This is a genomic window from Comamonadaceae bacterium OTU4NAUVB1 (genome assembly GCA_024372625.1).
Classification (GTDB): Bacteria; Pseudomonadota; Gammaproteobacteria; order Burkholderiales; family Burkholderiaceae_C; genus Variovorax.
Genome location: CP099607.1, coordinates 309,844 through 325,517, shown reverse-complemented (window position 1 = coordinate 325,517; position 15,674 = coordinate 309,844). Strand labels below are relative to the sequence as shown.

15 protein-coding genes are annotated in these 15,674 nt (G+C 71.0%); 6 read left to right on the top strand and 9 right to left on the bottom strand.

The window, feature by feature from the left end:
- Nucleotides 1–10 precede the first annotated feature (10 nt).
- Nucleotides 11–226, top strand: coding sequence for a hypothetical protein (locus tag NF681_21150; protein UST56113.1), 216 nt, complete (start codon nucleotides 11–13; stop codon nucleotides 224–226).
- Nucleotides 227–305: 79 nt separating this feature from the next.
- On the opposite strand, the gene NF681_21145 is transcribed toward NF681_21150, so the two are convergent.
- From NF681_21145 to NF681_21135, 3 genes are all read right to left on the bottom strand, one after another.
- Nucleotides 306–593 carry a hypothetical protein gene (locus NF681_21145; protein UST56112.1) on the bottom strand — a complete coding sequence of 96 codons (288 nt, stop codon included), beginning with the start codon at nucleotides 591–593 and terminating at the stop codon, nucleotides 306–308.
- Nucleotides 594–651: 58 nt separating this feature from the next.
- Nucleotides 652–1,638, bottom strand: a complete 987-nt coding sequence (locus NF681_21140; protein ID UST56111.1) for a CvpA family protein — start codon at nucleotides 1,636–1,638, stop codon at nucleotides 652–654.
- A 133-nt stretch (nucleotides 1,639–1,771) separates the two neighbouring features.
- Nucleotides 1,772–2,689, bottom strand: a complete 918-nt coding sequence (locus NF681_21135; protein UST56110.1) for a hypothetical protein — start codon at nucleotides 2,687–2,689, stop codon at nucleotides 1,772–1,774.
- Nucleotides 2,690–2,832: 143 nt separating this feature from the next.
- Between NF681_21135 and NF681_21130 the strand changes: the two genes are divergently transcribed.
- Complete coding sequence (locus tag NF681_21130) at nucleotides 2,833–3,165, top strand: hypothetical protein (GenBank protein UST56109.1); 333 nt, start codon at nucleotides 2,833–2,835, stop codon at nucleotides 3,163–3,165.
- 33 nt (nucleotides 3,166–3,198) lie between these two features.
- Here NF681_21130 and NF681_21125 read toward each other — a convergent pair whose 3' ends face one another.
- A complete protein-coding gene (locus NF681_21125) occupies nucleotides 3,199–4,125 on the bottom strand; it encodes a LysR substrate-binding domain-containing protein (protein UST56108.1) in 927 nt (308 codons plus the stop codon).
- A 70-nt stretch (nucleotides 4,126–4,195) separates the two neighbouring features.
- On the opposite strand from NF681_21125, the gene metE reads away from it, so the two are divergent.
- Nucleotides 4,196–6,562, top strand: a complete 2,367-nt coding sequence (metE, locus tag NF681_21120) for a 5-methyltetrahydropteroyltriglutamate--homocysteine S-methyltransferase (GenBank protein UST56107.1) — start codon at nucleotides 4,196–4,198, stop codon at nucleotides 6,560–6,562.
- 119 nt (nucleotides 6,563–6,681) lie between these two features.
- Nucleotides 6,682–8,592: a site-specific integrase gene (locus NF681_21115; protein UST56106.1), complete on the top strand. Its 1,911-nt coding sequence runs from the start codon at nucleotides 6,682–6,684 to the stop codon at nucleotides 8,590–8,592.
- A gap of 21 nt (nucleotides 8,593–8,613) precedes the next feature.
- Here NF681_21115 and NF681_21110 read toward each other — a convergent pair whose 3' ends face one another.
- The 4 genes from NF681_21110 to NF681_21095 all read right to left on the bottom strand — a co-directional run bounded on the left by NF681_21110 (nucleotide 8,614) and on the right by NF681_21095 (nucleotide 12,196).
- Complete coding sequence (locus tag NF681_21110; protein ID UST56105.1) at nucleotides 8,614–8,823, bottom strand: dodecin family protein; 210 nt, start codon at nucleotides 8,821–8,823, stop codon at nucleotides 8,614–8,616.
- 128 nt (nucleotides 8,824–8,951) lie between these two features.
- Nucleotides 8,952–9,887: an alpha/beta hydrolase gene (locus NF681_21105; protein ID UST56104.1), complete on the bottom strand. Its 936-nt coding sequence runs from the start codon at nucleotides 9,885–9,887 to the stop codon at nucleotides 8,952–8,954.
- A 57-nt stretch (nucleotides 9,888–9,944) separates the two neighbouring features.
- Nucleotides 9,945–10,754, bottom strand: coding sequence for a hypothetical protein (locus tag NF681_21100; protein UST56103.1), 810 nt, complete (start codon nucleotides 10,752–10,754; stop codon nucleotides 9,945–9,947).
- Between the two features lie 137 nt (nucleotides 10,755–10,891).
- Complete coding sequence (locus NF681_21095) at nucleotides 10,892–12,196, bottom strand: MFS transporter (protein UST56102.1); 1,305 nt, start codon at nucleotides 12,194–12,196, stop codon at nucleotides 10,892–10,894.
- Nucleotides 12,197–12,342: 146 nt separating this feature from the next.
- Here NF681_21095 and argE point away from each other — a divergent pair, with 146 nt between their 5' ends.
- Nucleotides 12,343–13,500, top strand: a complete 1,158-nt coding sequence (argE, locus tag NF681_21090) for an acetylornithine deacetylase (GenBank protein ID UST56101.1) — start codon at nucleotides 12,343–12,345, stop codon at nucleotides 13,498–13,500.
- 42 nt (nucleotides 13,501–13,542) lie between these two features.
- A complete protein-coding gene (locus NF681_21085) occupies nucleotides 13,543–14,334 on the top strand; it encodes a DUF3750 domain-containing protein (GenBank protein UST56100.1) in 792 nt (263 codons plus the stop codon).
- A 79-nt stretch (nucleotides 14,335–14,413) separates the two neighbouring features.
- On the opposite strand, the gene NF681_21080 is transcribed toward NF681_21085, so the two are convergent.
- Nucleotides 14,414–15,478 carry an alpha/beta hydrolase gene (locus NF681_21080; protein ID UST56099.1) on the bottom strand — a complete coding sequence of 355 codons (1,065 nt, stop codon included), beginning with the start codon at nucleotides 15,476–15,478 and terminating at the stop codon, nucleotides 14,414–14,416.
- Nucleotides 15,479–15,674: the final 196 nt, after the last annotated feature.

Genomic DNA, 15,674 nt, shown 5'->3' with positions numbered 1-15,674 from the left:
CATCGACCCGTTGGCCGAAGACGCGGTCTCGGCTGACATCATTCTGAAAGATTTGAAACTAAATTGTTTCAAACTTCACGTTTTGGAACGTTATGTATCAGTACCCGAATTTGACCCGCCGTTCGCTTCGCAGTTGCCTCGCATGGGGTCGTTCGCTGCTCAAGCCTTCGCCGCTGGACTGCGCCATCGCGCAGCGCCTGAAGCATTCGCGCCGCCTGGTGCGTGAAGCCAGCACGTGGCAACCGCTCGAATCCCGCCAGCCCCTGCCGATGCGTTGAGCGGTCGACCGTGCGGACCCGCCCGGTTCAATGGTCGAGCACTTCGCTGATTTCCGCGGATTGTCGCTGCTCCGCCGTGAATTCCGAAAGTGCCTCGTCCCATTCGGGCTGCGCGGCGGGCTTTTCTTCCGGCGGAATCAATTTGAGCGCCGGCTTGGCGTCCGGATCTTCCGCATCGTGCGGGAACGCCGGCGCCGATTGGCGCGCCGCGTCGAAATAGAGCAATTGACCGGAAATCGACACCACGTACTGGACCGTCATTGAAGCGCCTTTCGAATGAAAAGGTGAATCTCGCGCAGCCTCGCGCAGCGCCATGTCGGCGGACAGCCCAGGATGAACCGGGTCCGATGATGACGCGCCCCGGCCAGCGTCATCAGTTGCGGAAGGTCTGCGTGACCATCAGCCCGCGTCGTCCACCGTCCAGGACGCCGATCGCGAGGCGCCCGAAAGCCGGCTGAAGGATGTTCGCCCGGTGCCCCGGCGAATCCATGAGCCCCTGATGGGCCATCGGCAGGGTCGGCGCGAGGGCGAGGTTCTCGCCCGCCGTCCGGAAGCGCAGGCCGTTCGCGCGCATCCGGTCGAAAGGGCTCGCACCTTCGGGCGTGGCGTGCGAGAAATAGCCCCGGGCGAACATGTCCTGCGAATGCGCCCGCGCCGTCTCCAGGGCCTGCGGATCGGCCTGCAGCGCCGGCAACCCCGCCTTCGCGCGTTCCGCGTTCACCAGCACCAGCATCGCCGCCTCGAGGTCGGGACGCGGCCGGGCGGTGGCCACCGAGAACGGCAGCTTCACCGATTCCTGCGAACCCGGCGCGACCGTCAGGCCGCGCATCGTGCGCTGCACGGCCGGCTCGAAGATCGGACGGAGTCGGGCTTCGAGCATTTCGGCCGGCTGGGCGAGCCGCTCGGCGAGCGTGCTGGCGCGCACCTCCGCGTCGATGCGCTCGGACAGCGGCCAGGCCTGGAGCACGACCGCGACCACCGCCGCGTGGATCGCACCGGTCACGGCGCCGGGCAGCACGCCCAGCCACCGGTTCACCGCGTGGGTGTGGATGCGGTAGGGCAAGTGCCGCATCACCGCCCGGGCCAGGGCGCCGAGCACGAGCGACGCCGCCAGCAGCACGATGCCGAAGGCCGCGGGCGCGGCCCACGGGTCGTGGACGAACGCCCGTCCGGCCAGCCAGCCGGCCAGCGGCGCATGGAACGCCAGCGCCAGCACCAGGCCCGCCGCCAGGGTCGCCAGCGAGAGCAGGCCCGACACGAAGCCGTCGCGGCGTCCGGAGGCGATGCCCAGGAGGACGATCACCGCGAGCAGGACGTCGATGAAGTTCAGGGAATCGGGGAACCAGTTCGAAAAGTCCATGCGGACGATGGTCCGCCGGCCGCGCGGGCGGGCGCGTGGTCCCCGGGAGGCAGCCGGCGTCGGCGGGAAACGGTGCCGGGGCGGCGAGGCGCGCCGACGGACCCGCCCGCCGTCCCGTGGACCCGGCCCCGGCTCAGGTCTGGATGAACGCGTCGGCCGCGGTGCCCGGTGCGACGGGCAGCGGCGGCAGCCCCGTCATCTCCCGCAGCGTGCCTTCGATCATGGCCGACATGGCATCGAGCGCGAGGTCGTTGGGCTGCAGCCCGAACGGCTCCTCGATCTCCGCGCCCAGCGCCTCCAGCGCGAAGAAGGTGTAGGCGATGAAGGCCACGATCACCGGCGTCGTCACGCCGATGGCATCGACCAGCCCGAAGGGCAGCAGCACGCAGTAGAGGTAGATCGTGCGGTGGATGATGACCGCGTAGGTGAACGGGATGGGCGTGCCGGCGATGCGTTCGCAGCCGCCCAGGGCGTCGGTCAGCCGGCCCAGCGGCAGTTCCATGGCCTGCACCAGCGGCGGCGCGAGCCGGCCCGCGCGGCACTGCCCGCCCAGCCACTCGCCCGCCATGAGCAGCAGCACGGCCGGCTTCCATCGCGCCGGCTTCAGCCGGGCGCACTCCGCCGGCGTCAGCAGGCGCGCGAAGTCGGCGGACGGATCGGTGCGGCGCAACTGGTGGCGCAAGGCATGGACGAACGCGGTCAGGCGCGCGGCGAGCACGGCGGCATCGTCCGGCGAATCCGTCAGCGTGAGCGCCTGGCGCACCAGCGTGCGCGTGTCGTTGAGCACGCCGCCCCACAGCACGCGCGCCTCCCAGTAGCGTGCGTAGCTGGTGTTGTTGCGAAAGCCCAGGAAGATCGCCAGCGTCAGCCCGATCAGCGAGAACGGCACGAAGTTCAGCGGGATCTTCCACTCGAACAGGCGGCCGTGCAGCGCGGTCACGACGACGGCGAACGCGGTCATGCCCAGCAGCTGGGGCGCGATGTCGCGCAGGATCGAGCCGCGCCAGACGAACAGCATGCGCAGCCAGTGGGGACGGGGTCGGACGATCATGGGTGGAGCGGTCGGCGTGGGGTCCGGCGAGTCTATGCATGGCGTGGCGCGTGGCGCACGGGCGTGGCCCAGGTGTGGAACTGGGGCCTTCGCACGGTGTTGTTCCGGGTTCGCCGACGCGCCGGACGCGCCATGATCGCCGCATGTCGTCCCAGGTCATCCTCATCCATCCCGACGCGCCCCCGAAGCCTGCGGAGGGCCGGCCGTGCAACGGCTGCGGCGTGTGCTGCGCGAGCGAGCCGTGCCCGGTGGGCGTGCTGGCGAGCCGGCGCCGCCATGGCGCCTGCGCGGCGCTCGCGTGGTCGCCGGTCGATGGGCGCTACCGCTGCGGGCTGATCAGCGCGCCGGCGGACTGGCTGCCGCATGCGCTGCGTGGCGCGGCGCCGCTGCTGGCGCGGCTGGCCATGCGCTTCGTCGCGGCCGGACGGGGCTGCGACTCGAGCGTGACCGTGGAGCCCGGGACGTCCGGCGGTTGAGCGCCGCGTTCCCATCAGCCGGCCGGGGCCGGGTCACAGCAGGTCGATGCCCGGCAGCCCCCGGATGCAGGTCTCGCGCGTGATCTGCACGAAGTCGCGCAGCCAGGGCTGCGCCGACGTCGCCGCCGAACAGGCCATGTGCAGCTCGCCCGCGAGGCCCGCGCCGCCGACCGGCCGCGCCGTCACGTAGCCGCGCTGCAGGTAGCCCTGCACCGCCCACAGCGGCAGCGTGGCGATGCCGCGCCCGCTCGCCACCAGCTGCAGCATGCCGACCGTCAGCTCGGTCGTGCGCCGGTGCGCGGGCGCCACGTTGGCGGGCTGCAGCACCTGCCGCACGATGTCTAGCATGTCGTCGGGCACGGGATAGGTGATGAGCGTCTGGTCGGCGAAGTCGCGGGCCTCCAGGTGCGACCGCGCCGCCAGCGGATGGTCGTTGGCAAGCAGCGCCACGATCTCGAACCGGAACAGGGCATGGTGGTCGACCGGCTCGGCCGCATCCCGTTCCGAGACGATGGCGACCTCGGCGCGGTCCTGCAGCACCAGCGCGATCGGGTCGGGGTGGAAGCCCGAGACGATGTCCAGTTCGATCTCCGGCCAGCGCTGGCGGAAGGCGTCCATCGCCGGCATCAGCCAGTCGAAGCAGGTGTGGCACTCGACCACGATGCGCAGCTGGCCGGCACGCATGGCCGACAGGCGCGCGAGGTCGCGCCCGGCCTCGCCCACCAGCGGCAGGACGGCGTCGGCGAGCGCGAGCAGCCGCGATCCCGCGACGCTGAAGCGCGGCGGCACGGACTTGCGCTCGAACAGCGCCGTGGCGAAGTGGTCCTCCAGCAGCTTGATCTGGTGCGACAGCGCGGATTGCGTGAGGTGCAGCAGCTGCGCCGCGCGCACCAGGCTGCCGGTGTCGCGCAAGGCGGCGAGGGTGCGCAGGTGGCGCACTTCGATGATCGACGAGTCCATGAAAAATATTCAGGTTGAGCGGCAAAAGGTTTCGTTTGAATAATAGATGAGGCGACGGGATGATCGCCGCATGACACGCATCCACACCCTCGGTTTCCCGCGCATGGGCGCCCACCGCGAACTGAAGTTCGCCCTCGAGGCGCACTGGCGCGGCGAACTCGACGCCGCCGGACTCGAGGCCGTCGGCGCCAGCTTGCGCGCGGCCCATTGGCGCGTCCAGCGCGATGCCGGCCTGGACTGCGTGACGGTGGGCGATTTCGCCTTCTATGACCACGTGGTCGACCACATCCAGCTGCTGGGCTGCGAGCCGGCGCGCTTCGACTTCGCGGCCGAGCCGGCGCTCGCGCGCTGTTTCACGATGGCGCGCGGCGTGACCGGCGAGGCCCCGGCGTTCGCGCCGGGCCACGAAGGCTGCGCGCACGGCGGCGCCGGCACGCCGGCGCTGGAGATGACCAAGTGGTTCGACACCAACTACCACTACCTGGTGCCGGAGTTCACGGCGCACACGCGTTTCGGCCTCGCCTCGACGCGGCTGTTCGACGAGGTCGCGCAGGCGCAGGCGCTCGGCCATCCCGTCAAGGCGGTGCTGACCGGGCCGCTCACCTTCCTGTGGCTGGGCAAGGAGAAGGCGCCGGGCTTCGATCGCTTCTCGCTCCTCGACGCGCTGCTGCCGGTGTACGAGCAGGTGCTCGCGCGCCTGAAGTCGATGGGCGTGGAATGGGTGCAGATCGACGAGCCGATCCTCGGCCTGGACCTGCCCGATGCCTGGCGCAACGCGTTCGAGCGCAGCTACTGGCAGCTCGCCCGCAGCGCGCCGAAGCTGCTGCTGGCCACGTATTTCTCGCCGCTGGCCGACAACATCCGCCTGGCCTGCCAGCTGCCCGTGGCCGGCCTGCACGTGGACGCGGTGCGCGCGCCCGAGGATCTGGTCGGCGTGGCGGACTGGCTGTCGGGCTACAAGGTGCTTTCGGTGGGCATCGTCGACGGCCGCAACGTCTGGCGCACCGACCCCGACGCCGCCCTGGCGCGCCTGGCGCCGGTGGTGGCGAAGCACCGGGGCGAACTGTGGCTGGCGCCGTCGTGCTCGCTGCTGCACGTGCCCTTCGGCCTGGCGGCGGAGACCACGCTGGACGCCGACGTGCGCTCGTGGCTGGCCTTCGCGCAGGAGAAGCTCGACGAGCTGCGCGTGTTGCGTGCCGTGCTCGACGGCGCCGGCGACACGGTGGCCGACGCGCTGGCGGCCGCCCGCGCGGCCGTCGTGGCGCGGCGCGCGAGCCCGCGCGTGCACCGCGCCGATGTCGCCCTGCGCCTGGCGCGCCGGGTGGCGGGAGACGACCGGCGCGGCGCCGCCTTCGCGCGGCGGCGGACGCTGCAACGCGCGCGCTTCGCGCTGCCGCCGCTGCCCACCACCACCATCGGCTCGTTCCCTCAGACCTTCGCCATCCGCGCCGCGCGCGCCGCCCACCGGCGCGGCGAACTCGACGCCGACGCCTACCGCTGCGCGATGCGCGCCGAGATCGAGCGCGTCGTGCGCCGCCAGGAAGCCCTCGGCCTGGACGTGCTGGTGCACGGCGAGGCGGAGCGCAACGACATGGTCGAGTACTTCGGCGAGCGGCTCGACGGCTTCGCCTTCACGCGCCACGGATGGGTGCAGTCGTATGGCTCGCGTTGCGTCAAGCCGCCGGTGATCTTCGGCGACGTGGCGCGCCCGGCGGCCATGACGGTGGCGTGGGCCGCCTACGCCCAGAGCCTCACGCCATTGCCCGTGAAAGGCATGCTGACCGGGCCGGTGACGATCCTGCAGTGGTCCTTCGTGCGCGACGACCAGCCGCGCGCCGTCACCACCGAGCAGATCGCCTGGGCGATCCGCGACGAGGTCGTCGACCTCGAGGCGGCGGGGATCGGCATCGTGCAGATCGACGAGCCGGCGCTGCGCGAGGGCCTGCCGCTGCGCCGCGCCGGCTGGCGCGACCACCTGGCGGGCGCGACGCGCGCCTTCCGCATCAGCGCCTCGGGCGTGGGCGACGCGACGCAGATCCATACGCACATGTGCTACTCGGAGTTCAACGACATCCTGCCGGAGATCGCCGCCATGGACGCCGACGTCATCACCATCGAGACCAGCCGTTCGGACATGGCGCTGCTGCGCGGCTTCGGCGACTTCGCCTATCCCAACGAGATCGGCCCGGGCGTCTACGACATCCATTCGCCGCGCGTGCCCACGATCGAGGCCATGGTGCGCCTGATGCGCAAGGCCGCCGCCGTGGTGCCAATCGAGCGGCTGTGGGTCAATCCCGATTGCGGCCTGAAGACGCGCGGCTGGCCCGAGACCGAGGCGGCGCTCGGGCGCATGGTGGCCGCGGCGCGGCTGCTGCGCGAGGAACTCGCCGGCGCCGCACCGGTGGTCCGGGCGCCGGACGGCCCGTCCGTGGGCTGATCGCCCTGCCGGCGCCGGGCGCCCGGCGGGCCGCGGCCACGCGCGCGGCGCGGGCGCGCGAGAATGGACGTCGGCCCGGGTCCGCCCGGGTCCGCCGACCGCATCGACCGCCCGAGCCCATGAAGAAACGTCCCCCGCGCAAGCTCCACAACGCCCACTTCGCCTTCATGCGCGCGCTCGCGCAGGGACTCGACGAGCGCGCGAGCTGGAACCGCTACCTGCGCCTGGAAGGCGAGCACACCGACCTGCGCAACGTGCGCCGCACGATCGCCTGGATCCGCGACGAGTTCGCCGCCGCCGCGCGCCGCGAGCAGAAGCCCGGGACGGCGCGCCTGATCCTGCTCGACGCGGACCGCTTCGGCGCCACGACCGCGCTGCCGAGCCTCGAGGAATTCGCCGCCGCGCGGGGCCTGGAGGATTTTCCAGAGGCCGAGCAGATCGCGGCGTACCAGGCCGCCCATGTGGCGCCGGGCGGTTCGGCGCCGTCGCGGCGCGCGCGCGTCATCGAGCGGCAGCTGGAAGCCCTGCGCTGGCTGCAGGCCCTGGTCGCCCAGGACCCGCGCCCGGGCGACGGCGTCGGCGCCTGGCTGAACCCGTCCCTGGCCGGTCGGCTGGAGCGCGCCGGCGTGCCCACGCTGTTCGCGCTGGTCGAGCGCATCAACGGCATCGGCGCACGCTGGTGGGTGCAGGTGCCGGGCGTGGGCGAGCTCAAGGCCGCGCGCATCCTCGACTGGCTGCACGCCAACGAGGAGGTGCTGGGCCTGCGCGTGGGTTCGCACGTCGGCCAGCGGCGCAGCCAGCTCAGCCCGGCGGCGCTGGCGGCGGTGGTGCCGGCGGCGACCTCGATCGTCCCGTACGAGAAGTTCGTGCTGCCCGCCGCGCTCGACGGCAGCCAGGGCAAATACCGCGCGCCGCACGACAAGTGCCTGCTGATGGCTGGCAACGACCACGAGGCCATCGGCGCCTGGCTGGCGTCCAAGCGCGCCGGCGACGTCGAGGGCGATGGCCTGTCGTCGACCCAGCGCTCCTACCGCAAGGAGGCCGAGCGCCTGCTGCTGTGGGCGATCCTGGAGCGCGGCAAGGCGATGTCGTCGCTGTCGGTGGAGGACGCGACGGCGTACCGCGCCTTCCTGGCCGCGCCGCCCGCGGCCTGGTGCGGGCCGCGCCACCGCCAGCGCTGGTCGTCGATGTGGCGGCCCCTCGAGGGCCCGCTCACGGCCACCGCGCTGCGCCAGGCCATCACCATCCTGCGCAGCCTCTACGCCTTCCTGATGAGCCAGAGCTACGTGATGGGCAACCCGTTCGCGGCCGTCGCGCTGCCGCCCAACCCGCAGCGTCCGCTGGGTTCCAACCGCACGCTGAGCTTCGCGCAGTGGGACCACCTCGACGCGCTGCTGCAGGACCACGCCGACACCGAGGTCGGGCGCCGCCTGCGCCGCGCCATGCGCTGGCTCTACGCCACCGGGCTGCGGCTGGCGGAGATCACCCGCGTGACCTGCGGCGACCTGGAGCAGGTCGAGTACCGCGCCGCCGACGGCGCGCTGGCGCGCGACTGGCTGCTGTCGGTGATCGGCAAGGGCGGGCGCAGCCGGCAGGTGCCGGTGCCGGCGGAACTGGTCGACGAACTGTGCGACGAACTCGCGCGGCATGGGTTCGACCGGCAGGTCGACGCCGTGAGCAATCAGGCCATCCAGGTGCTGGCGCGCTTCGATCCGGCGCTGGAGGCGCCGCAGCCATGGTCGGCGTCGGGGCTCTACCAGGCGATCAAGGTCTTCGTGACCCGCGCCGCCGACGGGCTCGACGGCGCCGACGCGCAGCAGCTGCGCCGCGCCAGCACGCACTGGCTGCGCCATTCGCACGGCTCGCACGCGCTGCAGGGGCGCGAGGGCCAGACGCCGGTGCCGATCCAGGTGGTGCAGAACAACCTGGGCCATGCCTCGGTGGGAACCACGTCGATGTACCTGACCACCGAGCGCGATTCCCGGCTGGCGGCGATGCGGGGGTTCTGGAAACCGCGCGAGCCGGGTTGACGCGCCGGGCGGCGCCCGGCCTCAGTCCTCCAGCGTGAAGCCGGCCTTGATCGTGACCTGCCAGTGCGCGACCTTGCCGTCCTCGACGTGTCCGCGCGTCTCGACCACCTCGAACCAGTGGATGTTGCGCACCGATTCGCTGGCCTTGGCCAGCGCGGTCTGGACCGCGTCCTCGATGCCGGTGGGCGAGGACCCGGTGAGTTCGAGCAGCTTGTAGACGTGGTTGGACATGGCGGTTCTCCTGGGGCGCGGGCGCACCGGTTGATGGGCGGGAATGCCGTTTCATTGTGCGCACCGGCGCGGCGCGCCCGCTGCCGGACGGCGCCGTCAGATCGGCGGTGCGCCCGGGTCGCCCGGCGTCAGTCGAGCGGGCGGTCCAGGAAGGGCATGACGCGCGCGAGCAGGACGTCGGGCGCCTCCTCGGCGATGTAGTGGCCGCAGGGCAGCGCCTCGCCCTCGACCGATTCGGCCACCCGGCGCCATTCGTCGAGCGGGCGGAAGCATCGGTGCACCACGCCCTGTTCGCCCCACAGGGCCAGCAGCGGCACCGTCAGGCGCCGGCCGGCGTCGCGGTCGGCCCGGTCGTGGTCCAGGTCGATGCCGGCGGCGGCGCGGTAGTCCTCGCAGACGCCGTGCGCCGCGCCCGGCAGGGCCAGGCAGCGCGCGTACTCGGCCAGCGCACGCGGGTCGAAGGGCGCCAGTCCGGCGCTGCGCCGGCCCATCACGTCGCGCAGGTAGGCCGCCGGGTCGGCCTCGATCAGTCGCTCGGGCAGCGGCGACGGCTGGATCAGGAAGAACCAGTGCCAGTAGGCGCGCGCGAAGGCGTCGGTGGTCTGCTCGTACATCGCCAGCGTGGGCGCGATGTCCAGCAGCACCAGGCGCCGCACGGCGGCCACGTGGTCGAGCGCCAGCCGGTGCGCGACGCGCGCGCCGCGATCGTGCGCGAGCACGTCGAAGCGCGCGAAGCCCAGGTGCCGCATCAGCGCGACCTGGTCGACGGCCAGGGCCCGCTTCGCGTAGTTGGCGTGATCCCCGGCGCCGGCCGGCTTGGAGGAATCGCCGTAGCCGCGCAAGTCGGCGGCCACCAGCGTGAAGCGCCGGGCCAGCGCGGGCGCCACCTTGTGCCAGATGGCGTGGGTCTGCGGATGGCCGTGCAGCAGCAGCAGGGGCGGTCCGTTGCCGCCGACCACCGCCGCGATGCGGACGTCCGCCTCGACCTCGACGAGGTGGCGGGAGAAACCGGGGAACAGGACCGCGTCGCCGGTGGGCGCCTCGGTCGTCGTGGAGATCGTCATGGGAAGGGCTCGTGCTCGGGATGGAAGGGACGTTCCATCGTAGCCACGGCCGCGCCGTCAGATCAGGTGACCGAAGCGCCGGATCACCGGCTTCCAGTAGTCCTGCTGGAACTGGATCCAGCCGTGGATGCCGAAGGGCATGCTCTCCTGCGCGCGGGCGGCGAAGGGCAGCTTCGATTCGTCGTAGTCCACGTACTCGGCGCCGAAGCGCACCGCCTCCGCGCGTGGCGCCAGCTTGAAGCTGCGCGACAGGCGCGGCAGGTGGCGGATGACGAAGATGTCCTCCAGGAAGCCGCGACCGCGCACGCGGGCCAGCGTCCGGTAGAACTGGACGTAGCGGTGGAAGCGCCGGGTCAGCTGGTGGAAGCTGGCGATGCGCTTCAGGGCGAAGCCGCCGTTGGCGAAGTATTCGGTCCGCTGGACGCCGGCGACCCGGCGCAGCAGGCCGTTGACCAGCTTCTTGCGCGGCGACACCGGCAGCCCGTCGTCCCAGCCCTTGTCGTAGATCACCGCGCCGATGTAGTCGTGGCCGCGCGCGCACCAGGCCTCGAGGTCGTCGCGGAAGACGAAGGCGTCGAGGTGGCAGATCAGCATGTACTCGTAGGCCAGGAAGCGCTCGTAGAACCGCGAACTGAGCATCATCCGGCTGAATTCCCGGTGGCCCTGCCACTCGAAGCGCTCGAAGCGGATTTCGGCCTTGCCGCGGCAGAAGGCCTCGTACCAGCGCGTGTCCAGCCCGACCGGCACGACGAACGTGATGACGTGCCGCTTGAGGACTTCGAGGGTCTGCGACAGCGAGATCTTGCCCAGGGCCGTGGGTTCGGGCAGGTGCGTCGGCACGACGACGGTGACCAGCTTCTTTTCCACGATGCGCCCTTCGACCAGGTTGTTCGGTTTCGTGACGAATTTAACCTAGTAATGCAAAAGTTGTCATAGCTGCAGGCTATCGGCGGGCCCGGCGGGTCCGGCGGGCGATGGCGGGGCGCCGCCGCCCGCCGGGATCGTCACTGCACCGAGACGTCGTGCGTGCGGTCGCGGATGAAGCAGGCCGCCACCAGACCGACCACCACGCCGAACATCACGTAGTAGGCCGGCGCCATCGGCGAGCCGGTCGCGCGGATCAGCCAGGTCACGATGAACTGCGCGAAGCCGCCGAAGATCATCACGGCGATGTTGTAGGCCAGGGACATGCCCAGCGAGCGCACGTTGGCCGGGAAGAGTTCGGCGATCACGGTGCTGAAGACGCCGAAGTAGACCGAGACGAACACGCAGATCGACAGCTGCGCCACCAGCAGCCGCATGATCGACGGTTCGGAGGTGAGCCACGAATACGCCGGGTAGAGCACGAGCAGGTAGCCGATGAGCGAGCCGATCATCAGCGGGCGGCGGCCGACCCGGTCGGACAGCGCGCCCCACAGCGGCATCAGCACGATCATGAAGGCGGCGCTGGTCATCTGCACCAGGAAGGTGTCGCGCAGCGGCAGCTTGAGCGTGACGGTGGAGAACGTGGTGAGGTAGGTGAAGGTGATGTAGATCGACACCGTGAGCGTCACCACCAGGCCCATGCCGACCAGCGTCTCGCGCAGGTGGTTCTTCAGCATCTCCCCGAGCGTGGCCTGGCGCACCGTGCCGGCGGCCTGCGCGGCCTTCATCCGGACGAAGGCCTCGGGCTCCTCGACGTTGCGGCGGATGTAGATCGCCACCGGCACGATCAGCAGGCCGAAGGCGAACGGCAGGCGCCAGGCCCAGGCCATGATCTGCGCCTGCGTGAAGACCTCCGTGATCAGCGTGCCGGCCGCGGCACCCAGCAGCAGGGCGATCATCTGGCCGGTCATCTGCCAAGAGCCGTAGAAGCCGCGCCGGCCCGGCGGCGCCATCTCGATGAGCAGCGCGGTGGAGGTGCCGAACTCGCCGCCCGCGGCGAACCCCTGCAGCAGCCGCGCCAGCACGATGAACAGCGGCGCGGCGATGCCGACCGCCGCGTAGGTGGGCGCGAAGGTGATCAGCGCGATCGCCACCGCCATCAGCCCGGTGACCATCACCATCGCGGCCTTGCGACCCTTGCGGTCGCCGTAGAGGCCCAGCACGATCCCGCCCACCGGCCGCATGAAGAAGCCCACGCCGAAGACGGCGGTGGTCAGCAGGATCTGGTTGATGTTGTTGTCGGGGTCGGCCGGGTTGTTGGGAAAGAACAGTTTCGCCACGATGGGCGTCATGAAGGCGAAGGCGAGGAAGTCGTACCACTCCAGCGCGTTGCCGATGACGGCGGCGAGGATGCTCTTCTTCTTGGAGACGGCGTTGGTTTGCATGGGATTCGTCGAAGTTGGGGAAGACACGGTCGAGGGCGGGACGCGTGCAAGAACGAGGCCGCCGATCATGCGCGCGGACGAATGCCGAAGCGTCGCGCTGCGGCATCGGGGGCGGCCTAGACTCCTTCGCTTTGAGCGCGCCAACCATGAACACCCGTCAATGGCTCGAACGCCTGGTCGCCTTCGACACCACCAGCCGCAATTCCAACCTGGACCTGATCGAGTCCGTGCGCGAGGGCCTGGCCGGCCACGGCGTGCGCGCCGACGTGATCGCGTCGCCCGACGGCCGCAAGGCCAACCTGTTCGCCACGCTGCCGTCGGCCGACGGGCGCACCGACGGCGGGATCGTGCTGTCCGGACACACCGACGTGGTGCCGGTCGACGGCCAGGACTGGGCGAGCGACCCGTTTCGCATCGACGAGCGCGAGGGCAGGCTGTATGCGCGCGGCTCGGCCGACATGAAGGGTTTCATCGCCACCTCGCTCGCCCTGGTGCCGGAGTTCCTGGCCATGCCCCGCGCGAAGCCGATCCATCTGGCGTTCTCCTACGACGAGGAGGTCGGTTGCGTGGGCGCGCCGGTGATGCTGGCCGAACTCAAGCAGCGCGGCCTGCGCGCCGAGGGCTGCGTGGTCGGCGAGCCCACCGGCATGCGGGTGGTGGTGGCCCACAAGGGCATCAACCTGTTCCGCTGCCGGGTCCACGGCAAGGCGGCGCACTCGTCGCTCACGCCGCAGGGCTGCAACGCCATCGAGTACGCGGCCCGCCTGATCTGCCGCATCCGCGACATCGCCGACCACTACCGCGCCCACGGTCCGTACGACGAGTGCTTCGACGTGCCCTTCACCACGCTCACGACCAACCAGATCCAGGGCGGCATCGCGGTCAACACGATTCCCGAGCTGTGCGAGTTCCAGTACGAGTTCCGCAACCTGCCGGGGATGTCGGTCGACGCCATCCGCGCCCAGGTGGAGCAGTACGTGCGCGACGACCTGCTGCCCCGGATGCGCAGGGAATACGCCGAGGCCGACATCGACATCACCAACACCGCCGCCGCGCCCGGCATGGAGACGGCCGAGCAGGAGGCCATCACCCAGCTGGTGCGCGCGCTGACCGACGACCGCGAGACGCGCAAGGTGGCCTACGGCACCGAGGGCGGCCTGTTCCAGCAGGCGGGCATTCCAACGGTCATCTGCGGGCCGGGGCACATCGAGCACGCGCACAAGCCCGACGAGTTCGTGGCGCTGGATCAGCTGGAGGCCTGCGAGGGGTTCCTGCGCAAGCTGGGCGGCTCGCTGGGCAAATGAGGACGACCGGCGCAAAGCCCTTGCCGGGGCCCCACTGACGCGATGGCCGACGCACCGTCACCGCCTCCGGTTCGCCAGCGCGCGTCGCGCCGGGCGCGCTGGTCGATCCGGTTCCTGGGCCTGGTCGCGCTGCTGCTGCTGGGCCCGGCCGGCGTGCTGATCTTCGGCGACCTGGACCTGAGCACGCCCTGGCACCTGACGCGTCAGGAGCGCACCGGACAGGCACCCGATCCGGGGCTCGAGCGCGGCGCGGTGGTGCAGGTCTACGGCGCGCGGATCGTGCGCTGGCGCGGGGCCTTCGGCATCCATCCCTGGATCGCCGTCAAGCGCGCCGGCGCCCCGCGCTACACCACCTATCACATCGTCGGCTGGCGGGCCCGCCGCGGCGGCGACGCCATGGTCACCAGCGACGTGGAAGCCCCCGACATGCTCTGGTACGGCGCCTATCCGCAGCTGCTGGCCGACCACCGGGGGGCGCGGGCGGAAGCCATGATCGGGCAGATCGAGGCGGCCGTGGCGGCCTATCCCTGGCGCGAGTCCTACCGCCTCTGGCCCGGCCCGAACAGCAACACCTTCGTGGCCTGGGTCGCGCGGCAGGTGCCCGCGCTGCGGCTGGACCTGCCGCCCACGGCGATCGGCAAGGACTACCTGGGCGCGACCACCTTCGTCGACCACGCGCCCAGCGGCACCGGTTGGCAGCTGTCGGCGTTGGGGCTGGCCGGCGTGACGGTGGCGCGCGACGAGGGTGTGGAATTCAACCTGCTGGGACTCGGTTTCGGCCTCGACGTCGACGACCGGGCCCTGCGATGGCCGGGATTCGGCCGGCTGCCGTGAGGTCGTCCGGCGTCGTCTTGACCAAGCGCCTCGCGGCATCGGGCGGCCCGCCATCGCCCCTCGGGCCGGCGAGCACGCATCACTGCTTCAAATGCGCATTCATGAACGTCCCGATCTCGCTGAACGCTTCGCGGACCTCGGGAATGCGGTCGTCGCGTCCGTACTGCGCGTGCGATTGGCCTTCGTAGACCTGCAGGAACGAATCGATGCCGAGGTTGCGCAACTTGCGGTGCACGCGCACCGTGTTGCTCAGCAGCAGGTCGCGCGTTCCGGAAGTGAGGATCGTCGGCGGGAAGCCGCTCATGTCGCCGTAGATCGGCGAGATCAGCGGGTCCTTCAGGTCGTGGCCGTTGGCGTAGAAGGCGGCGGCCGCGTCGCAGAAGCCTTCGGTCGACACCAGCACGTTGTCGAGCATGGCATTGGTCTGGAAGGTGTCGCCCGTCTTGGTGCTGTCCGACATGGGCGTGCCGGAGGCGATCGCGCCCGGCAGGGCGATGCCCATCTGTTTCGCGCGCAGGCCCATTTCGAGCACCAGTGCGCCGCCTGCCGACGTGCCGATGAGGCCCACGCGCCTGGGATCGGTCCTGGCGATCACCGCCCTGTACACGGCCATCGAATCGTCGAGCGCGGCCGGAAAATAGGCCTCGGGCGGCATGCGGTAGTCGACCGCGATGACGCGGTAGCCGCCGATGGCGGCGATCAGCATCGCCTCCGGCAGCGCCGCCTCCGCCGGGTTCAGCACGTAGCAGCCGCCGTGGATCTGCACCAGAACGCGATCGCGGTTCTGCGGCAGGATCCGCTCCGGCGTGACCGTGTAGACCTTCACGCCGGCCATCGTGCCGGGCTCGACACGCACCTTCAGCCGCTCGCGCATGGCCTGGACGTTGGGCAGGGCGTTCACCCGCGTGCTCTCCGCCAGTTGCTTCCAGCCCTCCGCCGTCGTCGGTGGCGTGTTCCAGCCCGCGCGCAGGGGCTGCGCGATGATCTGCCGCATGGCCGGACTCACGGTGTCCGGCACGGGAATCGTCTTCGCGGGCACGTCCCGTGGCGCGAGCGGGGCGGGCTGGGCCAGGAGGGAAGCGCTGGCGGCCACGAGGCAGAGGGCGACGAACGCGCTGCTCGGGCGATGGGATGTGAATGGCATGTCGTTCCGTCTTCGGTAGGTCGATCCAGCCGACGTTTCCGTCGACCTGTCTCCCGTCGGAGCCGGATCGGTTGATCAAATCAGATTAACGTTCGCCATCGCTTCGACCTTCGGGGAATTACCCTCGGCCGACGCCATCGCGCGTGGACATCATCGGGTTCGAAGCGACACGTCTTCGATGCGCGAGGCAACGCGG

Excerpts from the sequence above, each read along its gene's own strand:
- NF681_21105 (UST56104.1), bottom strand. The coding sequence starts at position 9,887 with ATGACGATCTCCACGACGACCGAGGCGCCCACCGGCGACGCGGTCCTG.
- NF681_21080 (UST56099.1), bottom strand. The coding sequence starts at position 15,478 with ATGCCATTCACATCCCATCGCCCGAGCAGCGCGTTCGTCGCCCTCTGC.
- NF681_21125 (UST56108.1), bottom strand. The coding sequence starts at position 4,125 with ATGGACTCGTCGATCATCGAAGTGCGCCACCTGCGCACCCTCGCCGCC.
- NF681_21140 (UST56111.1), bottom strand. The coding sequence starts at position 1,638 with ATGGACTTTTCGAACTGGTTCCCCGATTCCCTGAACTTCATCGACGTC.
- NF681_21115 (UST56106.1), top strand. The coding sequence starts at position 6,682 with ATGAAGAAACGTCCCCCGCGCAAGCTCCACAACGCCCACTTCGCCTTC.
- argE (UST56101.1), top strand. The coding sequence starts at position 12,343 with ATGAACACCCGTCAATGGCTCGAACGCCTGGTCGCCTTCGACACCACC.
- NF681_21130 (UST56109.1), top strand. The coding sequence starts at position 2,833 with ATGTCGTCCCAGGTCATCCTCATCCATCCCGACGCGCCCCCGAAGCCT.
- metE (UST56107.1), top strand. The coding sequence starts at position 4,196 with ATGACACGCATCCACACCCTCGGTTTCCCGCGCATGGGCGCCCACCGC.
- NF681_21110 (UST56105.1), bottom strand. The coding sequence starts at position 8,823 with ATGTCCAACCACGTCTACAAGCTGCTCGAACTCACCGGGTCCTCGCCC.
- NF681_21135 (UST56110.1), bottom strand. The coding sequence starts at position 2,689 with ATGATCGTCCGACCCCGTCCCCACTGGCTGCGCATGCTGTTCGTCTGG.
- NF681_21145 (UST56112.1), bottom strand. The coding sequence starts at position 593 with ATGGCGCTGCGCGAGGCTGCGCGAGATTCACCTTTTCATTCGAAAGGC.
- NF681_21085 (UST56100.1), top strand. The coding sequence starts at position 13,543 with ATGGCCGACGCACCGTCACCGCCTCCGGTTCGCCAGCGCGCGTCGCGC.
- NF681_21095 (UST56102.1), bottom strand. The coding sequence starts at position 12,196 with ATGCAAACCAACGCCGTCTCCAAGAAGAAGAGCATCCTCGCCGCCGTC.